Genomic DNA, 20,630 nt, shown 5'->3' with positions numbered 1-20,630 from the left:
CTTTCCTGAGATTTATTGAACAAACCGTCGTTCAGACTCCGCCTTTTCGGCTTCTTGAGAATAACAACTGACGGTACAAAATTCCGAGACGCCTGACTGTTCCCGCAACATGCATCGGGCATGACCGCCTGGAAGCAGATCGATACTGATCGCCAGTTTTTCCTGTGGCAGCCGAAGCGAAAACCCCAGACCCTCTGCGGACTTCGGGAAGTTTGGTCGAATCAGGATCTGACCTGCTTCCTTTCGAAAGCCCATTAACTCTTCAATGACCAGCGTGTTGACAAGTCCCGACCATCCCACAAACTCGCTAACGGGTTTGCTCCCCAGCGTCAGTTTCTTGAACCGGTTTCCCTTCTTGCGATGCAACTCTTCAAGGTCGTAACGATCTGGATCGTAGAACTCGTAGAAACGACGCATCGTCGAGAACGTCTTGTAAACACCGTGACACAACCGAAAAGAGAGATCCGCAACATCCGAGTAAAAGCCGTATCGTTTCAGTCCCTGGATCACTGCATACGCTGTGTTGATCCAGACAGGCCCTCGCCACATGTCTTTAGCAAACTCAGGATCGGCTTTTGAAACACTCGGCAGCGGAATTTCAGTGTTGAACAACTTCGGGTCGAGAATCTGCTGACGAAGAGCTTCCGCGCGTGTTGCATCAGGGATCCCGGCCCAAAGTGGCAGTAAGCCTGCAATCGTCTTGTGACGGATGAAGCCGTTCGTGACTTCATCGTGGTCATAGTAAAACTGATCGACATCGTCCCAGAGAAACTCGTTGACGGCTTCTCGCAACTCATCGGCTTGGTTGCGATAAAGGCTGGCATCTTCATCCCGCCCCAGCATCGTCGCCATCGAGGCCAGCATCTCGTTCTGCAACACCACGTACGCACAAATATCAGGTGAGGAAAATCGCTTCGTGTTCGAGAATATCTGCTCGTCACGAGAGCTGAATCGAGGAGAGTTATCGATGCCGGATTCGTAAGGATGAGCCCAGAAGAACAATCCATGCTGATGACGTCGATTCTCATACAGCCAGGCGTTGTAGTCACGCAGCGGTTCATAAATCTGACGTTCAAAATCTTCACCCGGCGGCAGCGTGTTCCATCGCATCAGGCATTCCATAGACCACGCCATGACCGGAGGCTGGGTATACTTCGACTCGCTGAAATTCGTAACAACGTGCTGCAACCTTCCTCCATCTCTCAAGTCAATAACCGCTCGATTCACTTCGAACGCCGTTCCGAGATCCCAGTGTTTCCAGACTTGTGACGTGAATGCAGAGTCCCACAGATAAATCCCTTCAAAGCTGGGGGCAGGGTGAATGTATCGAAGCTTCGAGAGAACATCCGGCATTTGCAGATTTAAAAACAGGTTGGCATAAACCGCTTTAAAGCCTTCCTCCCAACATCCCAGGTCTGCATTTGGCGAGGAGACAAACAGCGTCGGTGGTTGATGACCGACCTGTTTCTGTTCGAGAATCGATTGGGGAAGTTCGATCGGAACAGGACCGCGACGACTGAACAATCGCGACCATAACACGAGGTCCAGTCCATATCGAAATGCGCGATGATAGCGGGACGCGTAGCGGCCGACGTGACTGGTTCGATGTCGTACTGAACTCGCCAGTTCTCTGAGCATAAGACCTCTCTCAAACGGCGTGGAAATCAGGATGTGTATCAGGGTGATGACGCTGTGACTGTCTAACTGAGCAGTTTTGATTCCATACTGTCACAAAATCGAGCCTACTCGTGATCGCTTGATCTGCAGGTAAAACCATTTTACTGACCCTACAACCCGCCTCACCATCCCTTTGCGTACAAAGAAATGATCGATGAGACATATTCGCACGCTACACAATTCGACGGATGTTCTAAGTTTTCGGTAGGACGACGGCGCGCATGATGGGCGCAGACAAAGGCGATGGGCTGCCTTCGTCAATTCACACCACATTGACGTGTTCTTCAACCTGCAACGCTCCGCGCATCGCGAAACAGCGTTTTCCCCACCTGGCCCTTCCATGCACAAGCCCGCGCAACTCACACAAATTGATCTGGATGACCTGCGTCATGGCGTTACGCTGGAAACTCCGCTCTTTGATCCGCTGCACAGCCAGCAGATTCTGCTGCTCGCTGAGGGAACAGTCCTTACTTCCAGTCTGATCGAAACACTGCGTCGACGCGGCATTCAAAAAGTTCTCATCGCCTCGGAACACGTTGCTCGCGTCACAAGGCTCCTCGCCCCTGCTCCTCCAGTTGCCTATGTCCCGCCGACTTCAAAGTCGCAGGAATCAAAAAAGCAGGAACCCAAAGCGATCCTGATCGGAAGCACGCCGTTTCTCTTCCGGGAAAAGAAGCTTCGCGAGAATACTCTCTCCACGCTTCACGACTACTCGTTCTGGCATGACTGCAGCGAGCCGAAATCACTGTCGCTTCCCAAGTCGCTCGTCGTCCAGATGGACCAGTTGACATTGGAGTCGATGGCCCGCCTGTGTGGGCTGTATGCACAGGCAGAAATGGGAGACATTTCGTCGTTCGAGCAGTCGATCGATATTTGCAATCAGGCTCTCCACCAGCTGACAAAAGACATCGATACATTCGTCGCGGGCTGCACAAAACTCGGCAGCTACACCCCGAGCCTTCAGGGAACGTCCAGCGCCATGCTGGCAATCGCGATAGGGAATGTTCACGGGCTGACTCGAGACGAACTGATCGAACTAGGAGTCGGCATCATGCTTCACGAAGCCGGGATGTTGCTCCTTGAGCGAGGGAATCTCGAACTCTCCTCCATCATCGACGACCTTTCCTTCCTCGAACTTAGCAAACACTCGTCGTACGCCGCCGACATGATCGGTCGCGCCAAGAACATGCCGCGTACTTCGCAAATGGTGGCCTACCAGCTTCACGAACGCTGCGATGGCTCCGGCTATCCACGACGCCGTCACGACAACCAGATCCATCTTCTGGCGAAGATTGCCGCCATCGCAGATCATTACATCGCATTGACGACACCTCGCCCGAAATACCAGCCGCTGTCGTCTTATCACGCGATGGAACAGATCCTTCACGATGCGCGTAAGCACAAGTTCGATCAAAACGTCGCGAGAAGCTTTCTTTATACAATGTCTCTTTTCCCTGTCGGCTCACTCGTCGAACTTTCGGACGGGCGCATTGGCCGGGTGACTCGCTCGAACCTTGAGAAGTATACTCGTCCAATGCTGGAGATCATCTCCCTGGAAACCGTCTTCGAGCCAACACATACGATTAATCTCGCCAACGAAAAAGGCCTCGACATCATCCGCCCGTTAAGCGATCTGCTGATCTACGACGACCGCCTCGTCGGTGTTTGATTTCTTCCAGAACCGAGATCGGAAGGGAGCGCAATCCCCGCCCCCTTTACATCTCCGGCCACTTCAGCACCACGACCAGATCCATCACATTTGTCCCCGTCGGACCTGTCTGAATTAGCGAGTCAATGCGTTCGAGAGCATAGTACGCATTGCATGTCTCCAGAAACTTTGTCAGTTCCAGCCCTGACATCTTCGCGTTGTCCGACGCAATCTGATCCGCAATTCCTCCAGCCGCATCCGTCGGCCCATCTTCCCCATCGGTCCCGATACTCAGCAGCAGGACATCATTGATCCCCTGCTTCTGCCGCGTGATTAATGCAGAGAGCGCGATCTGCTGGTTGCGTCCCCCGACATGCTGCTCACCATCTTTCGGGACTTGCACCGTCGTTTCGCCACCGTAGATCCAGCAGAGTGGCTTATAGGATTTCGGAGTCCAGGCAGCCTCGAGTAGCAGGTCTTTTCCGACTCGTTCCGCTGGTCCACTCAGCTGCTTATTCGTCTGTGGATGGGTGATGTAGCCCATCTTCTCTGCACGTTTCGCAGCTGCAACAATCGCGGTCTTGTTCGTCCCGATGAGATGATAGGGATAAGAGGGGACGCGGACACATTCGCCAGGTTCTCTTAAGTACTGGTAAACGGGTCGAAAATCCTCGACCTCATCACAGCCATATCGATCGAGCACATGAATTGCATCCTCGACACGATGTCTGGGAGAGACGGTCGGCCCTGATCCAATCAAGTGAGGCGGATCTCCAATCACATCCGAGATCGCGAGCGTGATCATCCTGGCTTTCCCGCATGTCAACAGTCCTCCTCCCTTGACCATCGAGATCATGCTGCGAACAGTATTCAACTCTTCGATCGTCGCCCCGGACTTCGATAGGTAACGAATCAGCTTCGTTTTCAACTCCAGTCCAATTTCATCGACTGGCCAGCTCAGCAGTGCACTCGCTCCTCCCGACAGTAACACAACAACAAGGTCATCTTCTCCCCCGCTGGCAATCAACTCGACTCCCTTCTGAGTGGCGATTACTGCCCTCTCTGTCGGCTCATTGATTCCCACGGGTCTGACTGCCAGCGGGACGATCCTCTTCAAAACTGCTTCAATCCCTTCCGGAATCTGCACCTGCCCGACCAGCTTCTCAAACGCATCCGTCCCATCAAGCGCCGCTTCAAACCCCTCTGCCATCCCGGCGGAGGCTTTTCCCGCGCCGATAACGATCAGCTTCTGAATACGATCTGTATCGTAGGTTTCGCCGCAGATCGAAAGACAGCGTCCCGTGACATGCACGACATTCCTCATCAGCCGGGCTGGATCGACCGCTGCGATCCCGGCTCGGGCAATTTCCAACGCATGTCGTCGCATCATCGCAGGTAGGTTGTCCATAGACTCATGCTATGGCAGACAGGATCTACTTCTCAAGTCTGCGCGGCGCGCACAAAAAAACTGTTGCTCCCTCGGGGAGAGCAACAGTCTCAGGAAAATCGCAGTCGTTCAATCAGGTCAGATTAGAACGTGATAACGGTGTCGATACCGAAGATTGAGGCTTCGTCATCATCAACAGCGACAACGCCGTTTGGAGCACCGTAGTTCCACTGGTAACGCCATTCTGGACGAATGGTGACGTTAGCGTGTGGCTTGATGTTCACGCCCAGACGGGTCATGTAAACATCATCGTCGTTACCGTTCTGCCACCACTCGAAGTTAGAACCGAGTTTGACACAATCGTTGATTGTGTAGAAGGCATAACCGTTCGTGCCGTAGTTCTGAACGCCATCAGCACGAGTCACAAGGTCGGATTGACCAACGAACTGCAGTTTGTCCGTTGCGTCATAGGTCGCAACGATTGAGTGAGTATAACCTTGGTCAAACCATCCCAGATCGCCGAAAGTGGTGATATAGGTGAGTGACAGTGAATCGGTCACGCCATAGGTGAATCCACCCAGGAAGCTAGACCCGCCGAGGTAACGGTCGAAACCGGTATCCCAACCAGCTGTCCAACCGCCGTAAACAGTCAGGTTATCGTTGACTGCATAAGTGGCCAGAGCACCGGTGTGGGTGAACGCTTCTGAGTTATACATCGTGAAGGCGTGTGTCATGAAGAAGTTACCAGTGGCTGGAACGACTTCATAACCCAGCAGTGTGTAGAAGTGACCGACTTTAACAGACAGGTCACCTGAGGCGATTTCGGCATAAGCCTGTGGCAGAGCAAAGGCGTAGATACCGTGATCGTAGCCGTTCTGGTAGTCCCAGGTACCAGGTCGGTTACCATAAGACTGGGTGGCAGAACCATCGGTACCGTAGACAGCGTCAAAACGGAAACCCCAGTCCAGACCCTTGCTGCCGTCAGCAACTTTTTCAGCGTACAGATAGAACTGGTTCAGGTTCAGCTTGCTTTGATCGCCAGGCTGATTGAACGTGAAGTCTGGCTTGCTGACATAACCGAAGGACGTAAATCCGCCAATGTTCAGCGTGTCGTGGTTGACCAGTTTCCATGGATCACCAGTGTTCCACATGCAGGTTGGGCAGCTGTCGGTGCAGCCATCGCCAACGCATGGGTCTTCGACGCAAGATTCATCGATACAGCTGGGGGCTGAGTTGCAGCATTCAGCAGTCAGACGAGCGAGGTCGTCTGTCAGCTTACAGCCAGCATTCTTGAAAACTTGCTCGCATTCGCAGCAGTTCGGTCCGCCGGATGTGGTGCATCCCGTCGTGCAGTCACCAGCGAAAGCGGCAGAACCTCCCAGAAAGCTCATTCCGAGAGTGAGCATGTAGACTCCGAGAGTCTTGCTATATGCTCGCAAACCGTTAAATCTGACCATGATACACTCCTTGATCTTGGTTCAATCGATACTCGGCGTCACACACCGGAGTACCAACAGACCCCGACTATGTTGAGTAGTGAGGATTGACTGCCGACGTACGTCCGACGCCCTGATTTTCCTGATTTAGGTCACATCTGTTGCGTTGAGCGCCATCAGACCTAAACAACTACATGGCAATATCGGAACGTCCCTCATCCGACTGGCAAGCGTTTTAATCCCGCTAACCCAAACTCTGATCAGCTGTGAGCATCAGCAATTACAATGCGTGAAATCGTTACAGATTAACACCACTTCCACGTGGAATGTCACGTACCGCGAACAACCACTCAAGACAAAGCCACCAATTGACCACTTCCCGCGATCACTTGGCGAACCTGCTCACGAAAAATCCGCACGTCACCCAAGCCGACATGCGGTAAGGACTCGTCATCTTCAATCTGATCAGTTGATCGCGAACAGTGCGTCAACGAAGCGGTCCGCATCGAACAACTGCAGATCATCAATCTGCTCGCCGACCCCAATGTATTTGACCGGAATATCCATGGTCTGACGGATCGCGACCGTCACGCCCCCCTTGGCGGTCCCGTCCAGCTTGGCGAGCACAATCCCCGTGCACTTCACAATCTCTGAGAAGTTCTGGGCCTGGCTGAGGCCATTCTGGCCAGTCGTCGCATCAAGAACCATCAGACTCTCATGCGGAGCATCCGGAACTTTCTTGGCGATAATACGGTGAATCTTCTCAAGTTCCTGCATCAGATTCTTCTGCGTCTGCAAACGGCCAGCCGTATCGATGATCAGAACGTCTGCCTTTATCTCCAGCGCCAGTTCACAGCCGGCATACGCCACACTGGCAGGATCCGTTCCCGGAGGCTTCGTCACGATCTCACAACCAAGACGCTTGCTCCACAACGTCAACTGCTCGACGGCCGCTGCACGGAAGGTATCCCCGGCAGCAAGCACGACTTTCTTTCCCGACTTTGTCAGCAGGTTGGCAAGCTTGGCAATCGAGGTCGTCTTTCCGGCCCCGTTCACCCCAGCCACCAGAATCACTGTCAAACCGTTCGGATTCAGGTGAAGTGGAGAAAGCGGATCTTCAAGGTCCCACTTCTCAGCTTTGCCGCTCTTGAGCAGTTCCTTGAGTTTGCCTTTGACGGTATCCCAGATCGCATCAAGCTGGACAGTTCGTCCCAGATGCTTCTTGCGCAACTCTTCGATGATCGCATCGACCGCTTTTACGCCCATATCTGTCTGGATCAGCCGTCCTTCGAAGCTTTCCAGATGGGTCTCGTTCATGATCTCACCGTTACGGAACAAGTCCCGTACATCGGTGTTGAGAATCTTTTGGGTCTTGACCAGACCCTGCTTCAATTTATCAAACCAACCCATGAATCCGCGTTTCCATCGACTGCAAAGTGTTCGAAGACAATGAGCCAGGATTATAGGATGTCGGCAGACATGTTGCCAGAACCCAGACACGCGGACTTGCTTCTCATGCCATGTTCACAGATTTTGATGCATAACTCTCGTCGGAACTCTCCCAGGCAGACCACTCCAGATCTTCGTTATCCGCAACGGCGACAGATTCCGATTCGAGACGATGCAACGTAGACATTAATGTCAATTCAAACGGTGCCACTTCTCGTTCATCAATGGCCCGAACGATCCGTAACAGATCATAACTGGCCAGATTGACGATCGATTCACTGGCAATCCCCCCATCGACTCTGCAAATCACCTGCACAGTCGGACGATCGTAAGCCTCTGGGGAATTCCTCAACACTCGGGCATAAGTATCATTGCTCAGCAAAACGATGGACCCGAGCGGAAACAGACTGACTGTCTGCAAAAGCCCCCTTAATGTCTGCGGATCGAACAGCCCTTCTCGAGCCTGACGAAGCAGAACTTCAATCGCCTTGTAAGGTGTCAACGCGACACGGTGAGGGCGATGCGACGTCATCGCCACATACACATCCGCCAGTGAGGCAATTTTCGCCATCGGATGCAGTTGTGCTCCCGAACGGCCACGTGGATAGCCAGTCCCGTTGAAACGCTCAAAAATCTGAAAAGCGACCTGTTTGGCAATAAATGGAATATCCGGAACGGCTTCCAGCAACGCGAAAGTTCGCGTAGGGATTTTCCTGACTTCCAGCATTTCAATTTCTGACAAGCGACGATTCGACAGCATCAGGTCGCCGATTGTCTCGTTAATACCGGCCCGAGAAATCAGACACCCAATCCCCAGGTTGATCACATCATCCTGCGAAAACCCCATCACGGTCGCGATCGACATCGCCAGTTGACTGACTCGCAGACAATGCTGATGCAATGGCTCATTGGCTTTGGGGTGAATCGCAAGTTTCACATACAGATCCATGTCGATGACCATGTCTTCGACAGAATCGACTGAAATCGATTTGACCGCTGCTCCATGAACCTTCTCATGTCCTTGAAGTGACTTGTAAACCTTCCCCAGCTTCTCGGTTTGATCTTTGCTTCTGGCTTCGATTTTCCTGGTCGTGTCAGGACTGTACGCTGTCTGCAAAGGCTTTGAAATCCGCGACATCAAGGGAGCACGAACAGTCGCGGCGTTCCGATTTGCGTCGGGTTTCGGCTTCGCAGCCCGAGTCTCTCCACGTCCGAGGACATGCGAAACACTCGAATCGATGAAGAACGACGAGATCCCACGGTCCGATAACCGCTGCAGGTTCTGGGCGGTTATCCGCGTCCCTTTTCCCAGCAGCAGCAACTGCGAATTTCCGCCATCGAAGATTGCAGCTGGAAGAATAATTCCCGGTTGCAGATCAGACAAATTGAGCTTGGTATGGCTGGCCATGAAGGTTCGGTTGTAAAGAGAGATTCCGTCAGATGGAAAACACTCTCAAACCTAGCCCATACTTTCGCCTCGTAAGGGATTGCTCTGCAATCGAGCACATGTTCCTTAAAATGAGCGCTCTGAACGATCATCAAAATCGGTTCCACCTCCGGAACTGACTTTGACGATTATCCCAGAATGAACGTGCACACCCAGCCGCATCAACGCATTACGAAACGATCAATTCACTCAGTGGCCCGACCCCGGCCAGCGTGGTGAAGCCCAGCGGATATTGTTTCAGCAGTTTTCGAATATCGTCAGGAGAAATCTGTATGATCGTCTGCAGATCCTGATCAACAGTTCGATATTCCCTTCGGTAAAGCCACGAGTGCCCCAGCGATGACAGTCGGCCCATCGGCCGCTCGCTCTTCATCACGACACGCGACGAGATCTTATTGCGAGCCTGCATCAGTTCTTCTTCCGTCACACCATTCGCATTCACATCAGCAAAGATTTCTTCAATTCGTCTCAGATTATCCCCGACCTGCCCCGGCTCACTGCAGAAGTACAGCATGTATGACCCGCAGTCGAGGTATTCGTGATAGCCCAGATCGGCCGACTCTGCATGCCCCGGATCGACCAGATCCCAGAATAGCCGACTCCCCGAGTCATCGCCGACAACGACAGAGAGAATCTCCGCTGCAAAATCCAGCGGCGTCAACGAAACCGGCGGGGCAGGTGTCATGAACATCATGTGCTGCTGCAGGCTGTCTGGTTGCGTGATGAAATACTTCCCGCCCGTTGGCTTGGCTTCATGGCGATCGAGAAGTCCCATTCCGCTCGGCCACTTTGCGCAGTATGACTCTGCCAGTTTCCGGACTTCGTCCCAGGTTGTGTTACCTGTCACGACGAGCGTGATATTGCCGGTGTGATAGCGGGCAGCATGGTACTCGCGCATCTGCTGAGCTGTCAGATTCTGGATGCTCTCCACAGAACCGAGAACGGTTTGACTGAGCGGATGGTCGCCGAAGTGGTGACGCATGGCGAGGTCATAGGCCTTGAATGATGGCATATCGTCATACATGCCGATCTCTTCGAGAATGACCTTCTTCTCCATGTTGAAGTCATCATCACGCAGCGACGGAAACAAGATGTCAGACAGCAGCGAAAAGATATCGGGCAGATACTCCGGCAGGACGGCGCCGTAAAACAGCGTTGTTTCTTCGCTCGTCGAGGCGTTGTACTTGGCACCGATGTCGTCAAACTTGCGGTTCACGTCCCAGGCGGAAAGTCGCTCGGTCCCTTTGAAGACCATGTGCTCCAGGAAGTGACTGACTCCGGAAACCGCCGCTGTTTCATCGCGCGAACCTGTTCGCACGTAAAACCCGATCGCCACGCTGTGAACTGATGGATTGAGTTCCGCAATGATCGACAGGCCGTTATCAAGCTTCGTGTGATGAAATTGCATGTTCGCTCTTTATAGATCTTCGAGACGTTCGTTCTCGTAATAGTCGTCAACTCAATCAGTTCAGTGATGAAGCATCGAGTGCCGTTGGTCCGATCGTCAGCAGAACGAGCCCCTGAGCAGGCCATGATTTGCAGTAGTCGGTGACAGAATCCAGCGTGACGGCGTTGACCTTCTCGTGGATTTCGTCCAGCGTGCGAATCTTGCTCAGATAGTACCAGTCACGCGTCATGGCAGATGCGCGTGCTGTCGTCGATTCCTGCTGCATGATGAGCGAACTCTTGGCACGAGCCTGGCAGCGGACGAGTTCTTCCGTCGACAAGTCCGTCATCAATCCTCGCAGTTCGCGCATCGTCACATCGAGCGTTTCCTGGGCTCGTTCATGCATCGTTCCTGCATAACAGACCACGCGACCTTCTCGATGCAGAGAATGCAAAGAGGCGCTGATCGTATAACACAATCCTCGCTCTTCTCGGACGCGAGTAAACAGGCGAGAACTCATGCCACCACTAAGAATCCCGATCGCCGCCCAGGCATCGAAGTAACGGTCATGGTCATAGGAGACCGCAGGATACGCCATACCGATATGCGTCTGCGTCGTATCCTGTGTGATGTGCTGATCAAACAACGCGATCGACTTCGTCTCCGGTTCAGCAAAGTCTGAATTCTCCCAGTCGCCGAACAGATTCTCGACATGCTTGATCAATGCTTGCGGATCGACCGCACCTGCCACAGAGAGAATCGTCCTGGCAGGCTGAAAACAATGTTGATACTGAGCCTTCAGGTCATCGATTTCGATATTGGCGATATCGCCGAGCTGACCATCCGTCGGGTTGCTCCAAGGCTGCGAATAACATCGTTTGCGTAATTCGACCATCAGCTTCTGACGAGGCTCGTCCTCGATCGACCGCAGCATCTGAATGCTACCGGCTTTGGCAGCGGGCAGTTCTTCCGGATCAAAATGGGGTGCCCGGAGAATCTCTTTATAGATCGACAAGGCATCGAACAGCTTCGACCCCAGTGCTGCTCCCCCCAGGCTGATGTGCTGACTGCCGGCGCTCTCGCCGCCTTGCACCCCGAGGTTATCGAGCGCCGTTGTCAGTTCGCGATTCCCGTAAGGCCCTGCTCCACGTGTGAGCAGATCGGTCATCAGCGCAGCGGTTCCAAACTTCTTTGGACTGTCATACGCACTGCCCCCCGGCACCAGGAAGTTGAAGGCGACTGATTGAACATAGGGCATCGATTCAATCAGAACCGTGAGACCATTTTTAAGTTGGTAGATCGCGATCTCTTGTTTGGGCATCGTCTCTATTATCTGTCGAGAATCACACGGTTCGCACAGTCCACGACCACGTCAGGCTGCCACCACCGGGTCAATAAAGAACTGTAACCGAGCAACCCCTCACGGGCAAGCGGTTCATCAGTCCCTTCTCCCTCGCGGAGAACGTGTCAGCGTTTCGCTGACGGATGAGGGAAGTTTGCGAATTGTGATACGCTAGCAAATCACCCTTCCCGTCTCCTTTGACGTGTAAAAAGGCGGAGGACATCTCTGTAAGAGCGATAAGCAGAAGACGATCACGGATGCAAAGATCCTTACACCCCCTCGTCACTTACTTCGCGTTGGCCTTCACTGGCTTTTTCTTCTTCGGATCCTTTTCCTCTGCCTCGCCGGCGAGGTCATACCGAGGATGCTCTCCGAACTTCTTGCCACACGCGAGGCATTTCATCTTTGCGGGGGCTTTATTCGCGGCTGACCCCAGTTTCTTGTCCGTTCGTGATTCCTCGCTCAGGAATTTTCCACACGATTCACAGGAGTACCCCACCAGCGTCAGCTTATACAAGGGATCGTTCTGGTAGTACTTCTCGTTTTGAATCGTGCGATAGTCCCGCTTGCTGAACATGCAGGTCAGATCGACCATCTTGTCTTTCTGTGGCACGGCCCCTTTGTCTGCGAATGCCGTGTAGCCATAGATATGGGCCACGATCCGACAGAACTCACGGTATTGTGAAATCGTCATCGATAAGAACTGTCGGCGATCAGCATTCTCGACCGGAGGAATCTCCAGATAAATGCGACCCTCTCCCCAGATGTTGACGGTCCCGAATTCCGTCGAAGGGGCGGTAATTGGATCGATCAGCTTCAGTTGCGCCAGTTGGTTCAATGAGATCACCACGGCGTCGAGTTCGGTCAATGACGCCGCCGAGTTATTTTCGGTTAACTTGGCAAGGTACTTATTGCGTGCCTCAATCAGTTTCGCATCGTCAGCCGAATAGGTTCCAGGTTTCTTAGCCAACGGAAATGCTGAAACAACATCTGGCGAGAAGCCCACATCAACCGGAACGTAATGCTTCGGCAGATAGTCTTCGACAGGTTTGAACTTGGCGGTTTCAATCGTATGCAACCACAGCTGATTCAACCAGACGTGGTAGCCCCCCTTCAACTGGACGACTGCAGTCCCCGTGAATCGGTGATCGACGTTCTTCGCGACTGCTGTCGACACCGTTGAACTCGAAGGAATCACACGAGCCTGAATCTTCGGCGAAGGAATGCGAAACGTCAGCTTACATTTCGGACAAACGCCGTTCCCGCCAAGCTGTTCGGGCTGAATCCGAATCGCACAACATCGGCACGGAGGCAGCATCACGATCCCGTCGGGAGTTGCTTTAATGAATTTCGCGACTTGCTTTTTACTCGTCTGATCCTGACGTCGTTTGCGAGAAGCAAGCTCGGCTTCTTCCTGCATGGCGATTGAAAAAAGCTGGTCATCCTCCTCATTCACATCGCCGGAATCATCTCGATCACTGAATGTTGCATCCGGCTCTGCCACGGCGGAGACGTCGATGGCCTCAACTGGTTCCTCGTCGTTGACTTCAAAGTCCATTTCGTCCAGCGTTGAGCTGAAATCAATCGACTCATCATCTGAGTCAGTCATTTCCAGACTGTCATCCAGCTCGAAATCATCTTCCTCCTCCTCTTCGACAGGAAGCACCGGACGCTTGTTGAGGGATGTCTCCGATGATGAGTTCACTTTCGCATTCGCGACCGGCAAGTCGCTGTACATGATCGGCGCCTGGTTTTCCTGCTTGACCAGAAACTTCGCTTCAATCTCAGGATTGGTAAACGACCCACAGTTGAAGCAGCGAACGACCCCTTTACGGACCATCACGCCGCATTCTTTGCATGGCTCTTCCTGCGAGCTCGTCTCTTGAGGAGCAGTCTGCGCAGCTTGGACCCCAATTGCTTTCGCCTGATCTTCAATCAGCACATGGTGACAACTGGGACACTGAATCGTGTCGCTGAGGACCAGCGTCTGACACTTGGGGCAACTGACGATCGCACTAACCATGAACGGCTACCTGGCGAGAAGAAGGGAATGCAAGAAGGATAGGTCAACCCCTCAATTATCGGTCCCACGCCCCATGATTCAAGCCAGAAGTCAAATCGACCCAAGGAAATCCGTCGTTCCTGTCAGATTATTCAGGCAAAACGTCTCCAGACACCTCGCAAGGTCATGCCTGGACTTTATTGGCGTTAACTGTGGGCGGAAGCAGATGGGGCACAGCAGGTTGCAGCGATTCGATATCCGCCAGTTCTGCAGCTGCTGCACGTTTCTCGCGTTTTGCTTTCAGCTCACGCAGGCGATTGGCTGCCAGTTGAGCCGAACTGACCAGCCGATACGCGATCGGATAGGTAACAAGACCGACGATCGTCCCGAGAATCAAAGACCCAATTGTCAGAGGGTATCCGACGCGGGTGAAAACTTCCCAGGTATTCTTCAGGAACTCACGAAACGACGCACTCTCCGACAGCAACTTTGTCAGTTCGTCATAGGAGATTTCTCCGCCGACAAACAGCAGGCCGATCTTGTAAGAGGCGTAGTTAAGAAACGGCCCTGTCACCGGATTGGAGAAGTAGACCCCCACAATCCCGGCAATGATATTAAACTTGAAGAATGGGCGGCAGACCGCAGCGATCAAAAGAACGCTCAACATCTGAAAGCCAAATGTCGGCGTAATCGATACAAACATGCCAATCGCACCACCGAGGGCGATCGAGTGAGGCGTATCTTCGAGCTGAAATAGCTTAAGAAACTGCTCCTTCGGCTCAGTCCAGGCAGAATGTTTTAGCTTGCGATAAAGGTACAAGGAACCGCTCCGTGGAAAGTCAGTCTCAAATCGACTACTGCAATCTTATCGACAAAAATCCGCAGTCAACTACTCAACCTTCCGGTTTGATCAGTGACGTGACCAAAGGGACAATATCTTTCTGATACGTAAACCCTTCCGGACCAAAGACTTCCTTATCGTTATCAAATCGCTGTTTCAACACGCCTTTCTGGTCATAAACGTAAATGGCGGGCAGAGAAATGAGCTCAATTGACGAAAAGAACTTCGGCTGTGGGTCTTCGAGCAGGTAATTGGTGATGTTGGCGTTCTTATCTTTGAGGAATTTCAAGGCCTTCTCAAAGTAAAACTCAGCTGGCTTGTCAGCGTCCCCCAGATGGTCGCAGCTGACCGAAATCGCGATGACATCATTCGGGTACTGCTTCTGCAATTCGATCAGATGAGGAAATTCACGTCGGCAGGGAATACATGTCGTCGCCCACAGGTCAATCACGACGACTTTGCCCTTATAACTTGCCAGACTCTCCTGGATCTTCGCCCAGGTCGAAAATTTCAGATCAACCACTTGATCAGGTTTCCACGTGAGGCTGGGAACCGCCGGCTCCTCGCCTTTTTTGACTTGCTCAGCCGGAACGAGTGCTCCATTGGGCTCCTCTTGCATAGGGGGAGTTGCAGGAGCCTTCATGTCGGATGTGGATACCGAGACGTTGTCAGCCGATTTCGGAGCGGGAGGGGGACTGCTGCTATTGCATCCAGCCAGACATGCTATGAAACCCATCAGCATTAGAAATGTCGATGTTCGCAATCTGATCATAACACTTCATTTCCTAAACGATTTCCGTTCCGATTGTCCCTCGAAACGGTGGATCGCGATGCACCGAAAATCTGGGGCGCGTCATCGCGTCCCGTCCCTTCGAATGTTAAGTGATCCCTACTCGACTTCCTAGAGAAATGCCCCCTGAAAACCCCAAACGCGGCGTTTGAATACTTTGGGTAATCCACAGCTGTTTTCTGCCTTTGAATTTCCACAATCCACCTCTCCGCGTAAGATAGCTTATCTTGTCCGCTTGTCTTCAGGATCATTACATGACGTCGATCGACTGGAAAAATTTTGGCATTCTGACCCTTTTCACGACCAGTGTCTCTCTGATCGCTATTGTTTGCTTCTGGCCTGTGACGCCGCGTGTCAAGACGGTCCCAAATCCAAGAATTCCAGCGACGGCAGCGACAGAAGCACCGCTGATCACCACCGCCCCTCAAGAATCCCCCGACGGGATGAGCTGGATCCCCGGCGGGGAATATACCCGCGGCGTCGAGCAGTTCCCTGCAACCATTAAATCCGCCAACAACCCCGATAAAATCAAACCCGACGAGTATCCTGCGCACCAGGTTATCGTTGATGGCTTCTATATGGATCAAACCGAGGTCACGAATGCTGAGTTCAAACGCTTCGTCGATGCGACCGGTTATGTGACATCTGCGGAGATCGCTCCCAAGCGGGAAGACTTCATCGGGATGGTTGAGGATGTGAACCTGATTCCCGAAGAGAACCTGGTCCCGGGCTCGATCTGCTTCAACGAAAACTTCGACAAAACCAAGCTGGTTCGTGATGTTCCACTGTGGGAGTACCAACTGTGGGAATACCGCAAGGGGGCCAACTGGAAGCAACCCGAAGGGCCCGGCTCGTCCATTGAAAAACGCATGAACGATCCCGTCGTTCATGTGACGTATGCGGATGCCCTGGCCTACTGCGAATGGGCGGGCAAGCGTCTGCCGACTGAGGCAGAGTGGGAACTCGCTGCGCATGGCGGGCACAACGACTGGAAATACCCCTGGGGGAATGAACTGACCCCCGACGGCAAACATATGAGCAACGTGTGGCAGGGCGAATTCCCGGTCGAGAACACGGTTGCCGATGGCTTTAAACGCGCTTCCCCCGTGAAGACCTTCCCCCCGAATCCTTATGGGTTGTACGACATGGCTGGGAACGTCTGGGAGCTGACATCTGATTTCTATGATGTCGAGTACTACAAACAATCGCCGATCCGTAATCCACGTGGACCATCGAGAAGCAATGATCCGCAGGAGCCGAATATCGTCAAACGAGTGACGCGCGGCGGGTCCTTCATGTGCAACAGCAATTACTGCACGGGCTACCGTGTTGGTGCCCGCATGAGGAACGACGAAGACTCTGCCGCTTTCCACCAGGGGTTCCGCTGTGTGGTCGATCCCCAAATGCTGAATGCTTACTTAATCGCACCACGACAGTCAGTACAAGCAAAGTAGATTTAGCCATTTAAAGGTGCCATGCTTGCAGCTTCGGGTAAGCATGTTCTGAACGCTTCAACGTCAAACGAAGCAGCATGCTCACCCAAAGCTGTGAGGCATGGCACGACTTTTGTGACCACGCTGGCTTAAACCGCGATTGATAATAAGTTGATTCGACTTCAATCGACGGCACGCTGACGACATAAAAAAAGCCCTGCGAGAGGCAGGGCTTTCTTTGTTTTAAGATCATCACACAACCAAGGGATTAAACCTTAGCCTTCTGCAGGGAGCCGGCAGACGGTGGGTTCAACTTTCTCTGCTGAGATCGTTGGACGAAGTACAGCAGGAAGGGGTTGGCGACATAGATCGTACTGTACGATCCAACGATGATCCCTGTCAGCAGGACAAACGCGAATCCGTGGATCCCTTCGCCGCCGAAGAAGTACAGGATCACAACGACGATGAAGGTCGTCAGCGAAGTCAGAATCGTACGAGACAGAGTCGCGTTGACCGACTGGTTGATCATGTCGTAGGTCAGAACCGGGCTCTTGCCTTTGACTTCGCGGATACGGTCGAAAATGACGATCGTATCGTTGAGTGAGTAGCCGACCAGAGTCAGGAACGCGGCGATCATCGCGAGGTTGATCTTAAAGTCGTTCAGCCCCAGCAAACTGGCAATCGGATTACCACTCACCAGTGACGCCAGCGCGACCAGCCCAAGGACCACGAGGACGTCGTGGAACAAGGCGACTGCAGCTGCGACCCCGTATGAGAGGTGCTCGAAGCGGAACCAGATGTAGATGATGATGGCGAAAATACTTGCCAGCATCGCGAAGACGGCATCCGAACGGGTTTCACCAGCAACGGCTGCATCGAAGGTATTGACCTCGTAGAAGATTGGCTTGTCTGCCATTTCCTTGGTCATTGCAGCCAGTGCACCGTTGAGGACATCACCAGAAACCGTTGGAAGAACCGTCATCTTGAAGGCATCAAAGGTTTTCGTTGCCCCTTCTTCAGCCGTCATCCCTGGACCGGCAGTTCCGGCCAGTTCGATCTGTGATTCAACCTTATCAACGGTCTTGTTCTGCTTGGCAAGTTCGTTCTCGATGGCCTGGGCAACAATGGTCGTGACGTTGGAAGAAGTCAGGTCTTCCGTGAACTTGAGGTCAACTGTACGAGCAGTGACAGCGGCATCGGCTGCTGGTTGCTCTGCTGCTGTTGCGGCTGCAGGAGCGGCTGCAGGAGCGGCTGCAGGAGCGGCTTTGACTTCTGCCACTTCGCCAACTGTGACGTTGACTTTATGCAGTTTGAAGTCAGTGTTCGCAAAGGCAGAATCGACCTGTGCGCGAACTTCATCAACGTTGCCGTTGGTGGTACGAAGGCGATAGAAGATCTCTTCTGCGTCGCCAGTTGGACTTGGAATTTCCAGGCGTTCCAGAGAGACGTTAGAACCCATCTTCTCTTGAAGAGCTTCACGAGCGGCGTCTATGGATTCCGGTTCTTTGTCGAACTGGAAGGTCACCATCGAACCCCCGGTGAAGTCGATATCGTAGTTGTCTTGTCCACGAGAGGCGAATGCCACCAGACCGACTGCAATCAAAATCAGTGAGCCAGCCACGCAGTACTTGCCATACGACAGAAAGTCGATGTTCGTTTTGCCGAACAGGTTACGCATCTTGAAGGACTTGAGCAGACGCTTGCGTTCGACGATCTCGAACAGCAGACGACCCACATAAACCGAGGTAAAGACCCCGGTGATGATCCCGATAAACAGGGTGACGGCGAAGCCTTTGACCTGATCAGTACCGATGTAGTAGAGAATGACAGCGGTGATCAGCGAGGTGATGTTCGAGTCCATGATCGAACTGAAGGCTTTATCAAAACCGTTATTGATCGCCATCCGCAGACTGCTGCCCTTGGCGAGCTCTTCACGAATACGTTCATAGATCAGCACGTTGGCATCGACTGTCATACCGATGGTCAGCACCAGACCTGCCAGACCTGGCAGAGACAGGGTAGCGTTGATCAACGCCATCGCCCCCAGAACCATCACCAGGTTGAGCAGCAGGCAAAGGTCAGCAATGATCCCGGCTGTTCCGTAGTAAATCAGCATGAACACGAAGACGGCCACCATCGCGACCGCGATCGAAACCATCCCCTTGGTCTGAACATCGATCCCCAGCGTCGGGCTGATGGTGAACTCGTTGATCGGGTCTTTCTTGATCGGGAGTTCGAGAGCACCGGCGTTGAGAATGCCGATCAGGTCGCGAACTTCGTCCATCGTGAACTGACCTGAGATCTGGCCAGAATCGCTGATGACGTCGTTCAGGCTTGGAGCGGACTGGATTTCGTCGTTGAGAAGAATCGCCAGTTGGGACTTGAAGCCATCTTTCTTAGGACGATATTGAGTCGTCAGACTTTCAAAAAGATAAGCCCCTTGTTTACTGAATGTGAAACCGACTGCTGGACCGCCGCCTGAGTCCATAGTCTGGTTAGCATTGGTCAGGTATTCGCCGGTAATTTTTTTCTTATCGGGAGAAACTAGAACGAGATATTCGAGGACGGGTTTTCCATCAACTTCTCGGCTACGTGACAGGGTCGTTCCGTCTGATGGCGACATCTTGAAGTTGCCATCGGGAGTCTTAGCGACTTTGACGAAACGGGCACGAACATTATCTCCATCGCGAATATCGTTCTCCGTATCCGGCAGACTGCGCCCGCGTGCCAGCAAGTCGGCGTGGTCGCGGTTATTTGCCAGGAGTGAAAATTCCAGGCTACCCAGGTCGTTCATCAGACGCTTTTTGCGTTCGACTTCTTCCGGATTGGCACCTGGGATGATGACTTCGATGCGGTCCGTTCCGACCGTTCGAACCGTGACTTCTTCTGCACCGGACGGGTTGATACGTCGTTTAATGGCCTGAACGAGCAGGTCCATCGACTGGGTGTCGATTCGTTTATTGAGGTCTTTGGCGAGCTTGTCATCAACCTGCCAGACGAGGTTGGTTCCCCCGGCGAGGTCGATCCCGAGCGGGATGGCATTCATTAAGCCATGGCCGCTGATCGCCTGAAAGATGAAAGGAGACGCTGACAACATGATCGCCAGAATCGTCAGGGTGAACCGGTTGGCCATGTCCTTCATGCGAAGGCGACGGCTCAGCCAGGTTCCCAGCACGACTGGAACAACCAGGTTGGCAAGGAGGATGAGAATGATCCAGAAACTTGTGTTACCAGGCATGAACGTTGGGTCCTTGTCGCGGTCGCGACAACTCAATCAGGTTAAAAAATGAGGGGCTGTTGAGGTGATTTGAACCTTCACTGCAAACGACATCAGGTCGTTTTTGCTGGAGAAGTATCCTTGTTGGGAACGAGACCTTCGATCGTTGATTTTCGCACTCGCATACGGGTGTTGTCATCGATCTTGAGAGTGACTTCGTCCGAATCGGCACTGATGTTGGCGATCGAGCCATAGATTCCGTGCACCGTCACGACCGGGTCATTCTTTTTCAGATTCGCCAGCATCTCTTTGCGCAATTTACGATTGCTGGATTCCGGGCGAAGAATGATCAGATAGTAAAAGGCGATCATGGCCACGATCGGAATCATCATCCCCATGGGGAATGTTTCCGCCGCAGGGGCTGGAGCGTCAGCAGCCAGAAGTGACACAGAATTCAGGACATCAATCATAGGGTACAAGGCATTCATCTGCAGGAAGAGGCGTCAAATCTTTCCTTGCCGCCAAGCCATAACCTTCGCCACAGCCCGCAGTAAGGGAAGGGTGTAAAGTAGTT

14 protein-coding genes are annotated in these 20,630 nt (G+C 52.9%); 2 read left to right on the top strand and 12 right to left on the bottom strand.

Going from position 1 to position 20,630, the window contains the following annotated elements; genetic code table 11:
* Nucleotides 1–12: 12 nt before the first annotated feature.
* Entirely contained in the window at nt 13–1,638 is a 1,626-nt protein-coding gene (locus SH248x_RS03905; RefSeq protein WP_459557209.1) for an amylo-alpha-1,6-glucosidase, read from the bottom strand.
* A 379-nt stretch (nt 1,639–2,017) separates the two neighbouring features.
* On the opposite strand from SH248x_RS03905, the gene SH248x_RS03900 reads away from it, so the two are divergent.
* Nucleotides 2,018–3,346, top strand: coding sequence for an HD-GYP domain-containing protein (locus tag SH248x_RS03900; RefSeq protein ID WP_459557208.1), 1,329 nt, complete (start codon nt 2,018–2,020; stop codon nt 3,344–3,346).
* A gap of 46 nt (nt 3,347–3,392) precedes the next feature.
* Here SH248x_RS03900 and SH248x_RS03895 read toward each other — a convergent pair whose 3' ends face one another.
* From SH248x_RS03895 to SH248x_RS03855, 9 genes are all read right to left on the bottom strand, one after another.
* Entirely contained in the window at nt 3,393–4,733 is a 1,341-nt protein-coding gene (locus SH248x_RS03895) for a glycerate kinase type-2 family protein (RefSeq protein ID WP_459557207.1), read from the bottom strand.
* Nucleotides 4,734–4,855: 122 nt separating this feature from the next.
* Nucleotides 4,856–6,169, bottom strand: a complete 1,314-nt coding sequence (locus SH248x_RS03890; protein ID WP_459557206.1) for a porin family protein — start codon at nt 6,167–6,169, stop codon at nt 4,856–4,858.
* A gap of 444 nt (nt 6,170–6,613) precedes the next feature.
* The gene (ftsY, locus tag SH248x_RS03885; RefSeq protein WP_459557205.1) at nt 6,614–7,558 is read right to left on the bottom strand and encodes a signal recognition particle-docking protein FtsY; all 945 of its coding nucleotides are present in this window, start codon (nt 7,556–7,558) and stop codon (nt 6,614–6,616) included.
* A 103-nt stretch (nt 7,559–7,661) separates the two neighbouring features.
* Nucleotides 7,662–9,005 carry an HD-GYP domain-containing protein gene (locus tag SH248x_RS03880; RefSeq protein WP_459557204.1) on the bottom strand — a complete coding sequence of 448 codons (1,344 nt, stop codon included), beginning with the start codon at nt 9,003–9,005 and terminating at the stop codon, nt 7,662–7,664.
* A gap of 208 nt (nt 9,006–9,213) precedes the next feature.
* Nucleotides 9,214–10,452 carry a M16 family metallopeptidase gene (locus tag SH248x_RS03875; RefSeq protein ID WP_459557203.1) on the bottom strand — a complete coding sequence of 413 codons (1,239 nt, stop codon included), beginning with the start codon at nt 10,450–10,452 and terminating at the stop codon, nt 9,214–9,216.
* Nucleotides 10,453–10,507: 55 nt separating this feature from the next.
* Nucleotides 10,508–11,752: a M16 family metallopeptidase gene (locus SH248x_RS03870; RefSeq protein ID WP_459557202.1), complete on the bottom strand. Its 1,245-nt coding sequence runs from the start codon at nt 11,750–11,752 to the stop codon at nt 10,508–10,510.
* Nucleotides 11,753–12,059: 307 nt separating this feature from the next.
* Nucleotides 12,060–13,796 carry a hypothetical protein gene (locus SH248x_RS03865; protein WP_459557201.1) on the bottom strand — a complete coding sequence of 579 codons (1,737 nt, stop codon included), beginning with the start codon at nt 13,794–13,796 and terminating at the stop codon, nt 12,060–12,062.
* A 163-nt stretch (nt 13,797–13,959) separates the two neighbouring features.
* Entirely contained in the window at nt 13,960–14,595 is a 636-nt protein-coding gene (locus tag SH248x_RS03860) for a DUF2062 domain-containing protein (protein WP_459557200.1), read from the bottom strand.
* A 73-nt stretch (nt 14,596–14,668) separates the two neighbouring features.
* On the bottom strand, nt 14,669–15,139 hold the full coding sequence (locus SH248x_RS03855) for a TlpA disulfide reductase family protein (RefSeq protein WP_459557199.1): 471 nt from the start codon (nt 15,137–15,139) through the stop codon (nt 14,669–14,671).
* A gap of 521 nt (nt 15,140–15,660) precedes the next feature.
* On the opposite strand from SH248x_RS03855, the gene SH248x_RS03850 reads away from it, so the two are divergent.
* Complete coding sequence (locus tag SH248x_RS03850; RefSeq protein ID WP_459557198.1) at nt 15,661–16,860, top strand: formylglycine-generating enzyme family protein; 1,200 nt, start codon at nt 15,661–15,663, stop codon at nt 16,858–16,860.
* Nucleotides 16,861–17,107: 247 nt separating this feature from the next.
* Here the strand turns inward: SH248x_RS03850 and secD are convergent, their stop codons facing one another.
* Both secD and yajC read right to left on the bottom strand, forming a co-directional pair.
* The gene (gene secD, locus SH248x_RS03845) at nt 17,108–20,077 is read right to left on the bottom strand and encodes a protein translocase subunit SecD (RefSeq protein ID WP_459557197.1); all 2,970 of its coding nucleotides are present in this window, start codon (nt 20,075–20,077) and stop codon (nt 17,108–17,110) included.
* A gap of 92 nt (nt 20,078–20,169) precedes the next feature.
* Nucleotides 20,170–20,526, bottom strand: coding sequence for a preprotein translocase subunit YajC (gene yajC, locus SH248x_RS03840; RefSeq protein ID WP_459557196.1), 357 nt, complete (start codon nt 20,524–20,526; stop codon nt 20,170–20,172).
* Between the last annotated feature and the right edge of the window lie 104 nt (nt 20,527–20,630).

The organism is Lacunimicrobium album, assembly GCF_052161635.1.
Lineage (GTDB): Bacteria > Planctomycetota > Planctomycetia > Planctomycetales > Planctomycetaceae > SXPC01.
The sequence above is the reverse complement of the archived record's forward strand: the minus strand, read 5'-3'. Positions and strand labels throughout refer to the sequence as shown.

Excerpts from the sequence above, each read along its gene's own strand:
- SH248x_RS03905 (WP_459557209.1), bottom strand. The coding sequence starts at position 1,638 with ATGCTCAGAGAACTGGCGAGTTCAGTACGACATCGAACCAGTCACGTC.
- SH248x_RS03900 (WP_459557208.1), top strand. The coding sequence starts at position 2,018 with ATGCACAAGCCCGCGCAACTCACACAAATTGATCTGGATGACCTGCGT.
- SH248x_RS03895 (WP_459557207.1), bottom strand. The coding sequence starts at position 4,733 with ATGGACAACCTACCTGCGATGATGCGACGACATGCGTTGGAAATTGCC.
- SH248x_RS03890 (WP_459557206.1), bottom strand. The coding sequence starts at position 6,169 with ATGGTCAGATTTAACGGTTTGCGAGCATATAGCAAGACTCTCGGAGTC.
- ftsY (WP_459557205.1), bottom strand. The coding sequence starts at position 7,558 with ATGGGTTGGTTTGATAAATTGAAGCAGGGTCTGGTCAAGACCCAAAAG.
- SH248x_RS03880 (WP_459557204.1), bottom strand. The coding sequence starts at position 9,005 with ATGGCCAGCCATACCAAGCTCAATTTGTCTGATCTGCAACCGGGAATT.
- SH248x_RS03875 (WP_459557203.1), bottom strand. The coding sequence starts at position 10,452 with ATGCAATTTCATCACACGAAGCTTGATAACGGCCTGTCGATCATTGCG.
- SH248x_RS03870 (WP_459557202.1), bottom strand. The coding sequence starts at position 11,752 with ATGCCCAAACAAGAGATCGCGATCTACCAACTTAAAAATGGTCTCACG.
- SH248x_RS03865 (WP_459557201.1), bottom strand. The coding sequence starts at position 13,796 with ATGGTTAGTGCGATCGTCAGTTGCCCCAAGTGTCAGACGCTGGTCCTC.
- SH248x_RS03850 (WP_459557198.1), top strand. The coding sequence starts at position 15,661 with ATGACGTCGATCGACTGGAAAAATTTTGGCATTCTGACCCTTTTCACG.
- secD (WP_459557197.1), bottom strand. The coding sequence starts at position 20,077 with ATGCCTGGTAACACAAGTTTCTGGATCATTCTCATCCTCCTTGCCAAC.
- yajC (WP_459557196.1), bottom strand. The coding sequence starts at position 20,526 with ATGATTGATGTCCTGAATTCTGTGTCACTTCTGGCTGCTGACGCTCCA.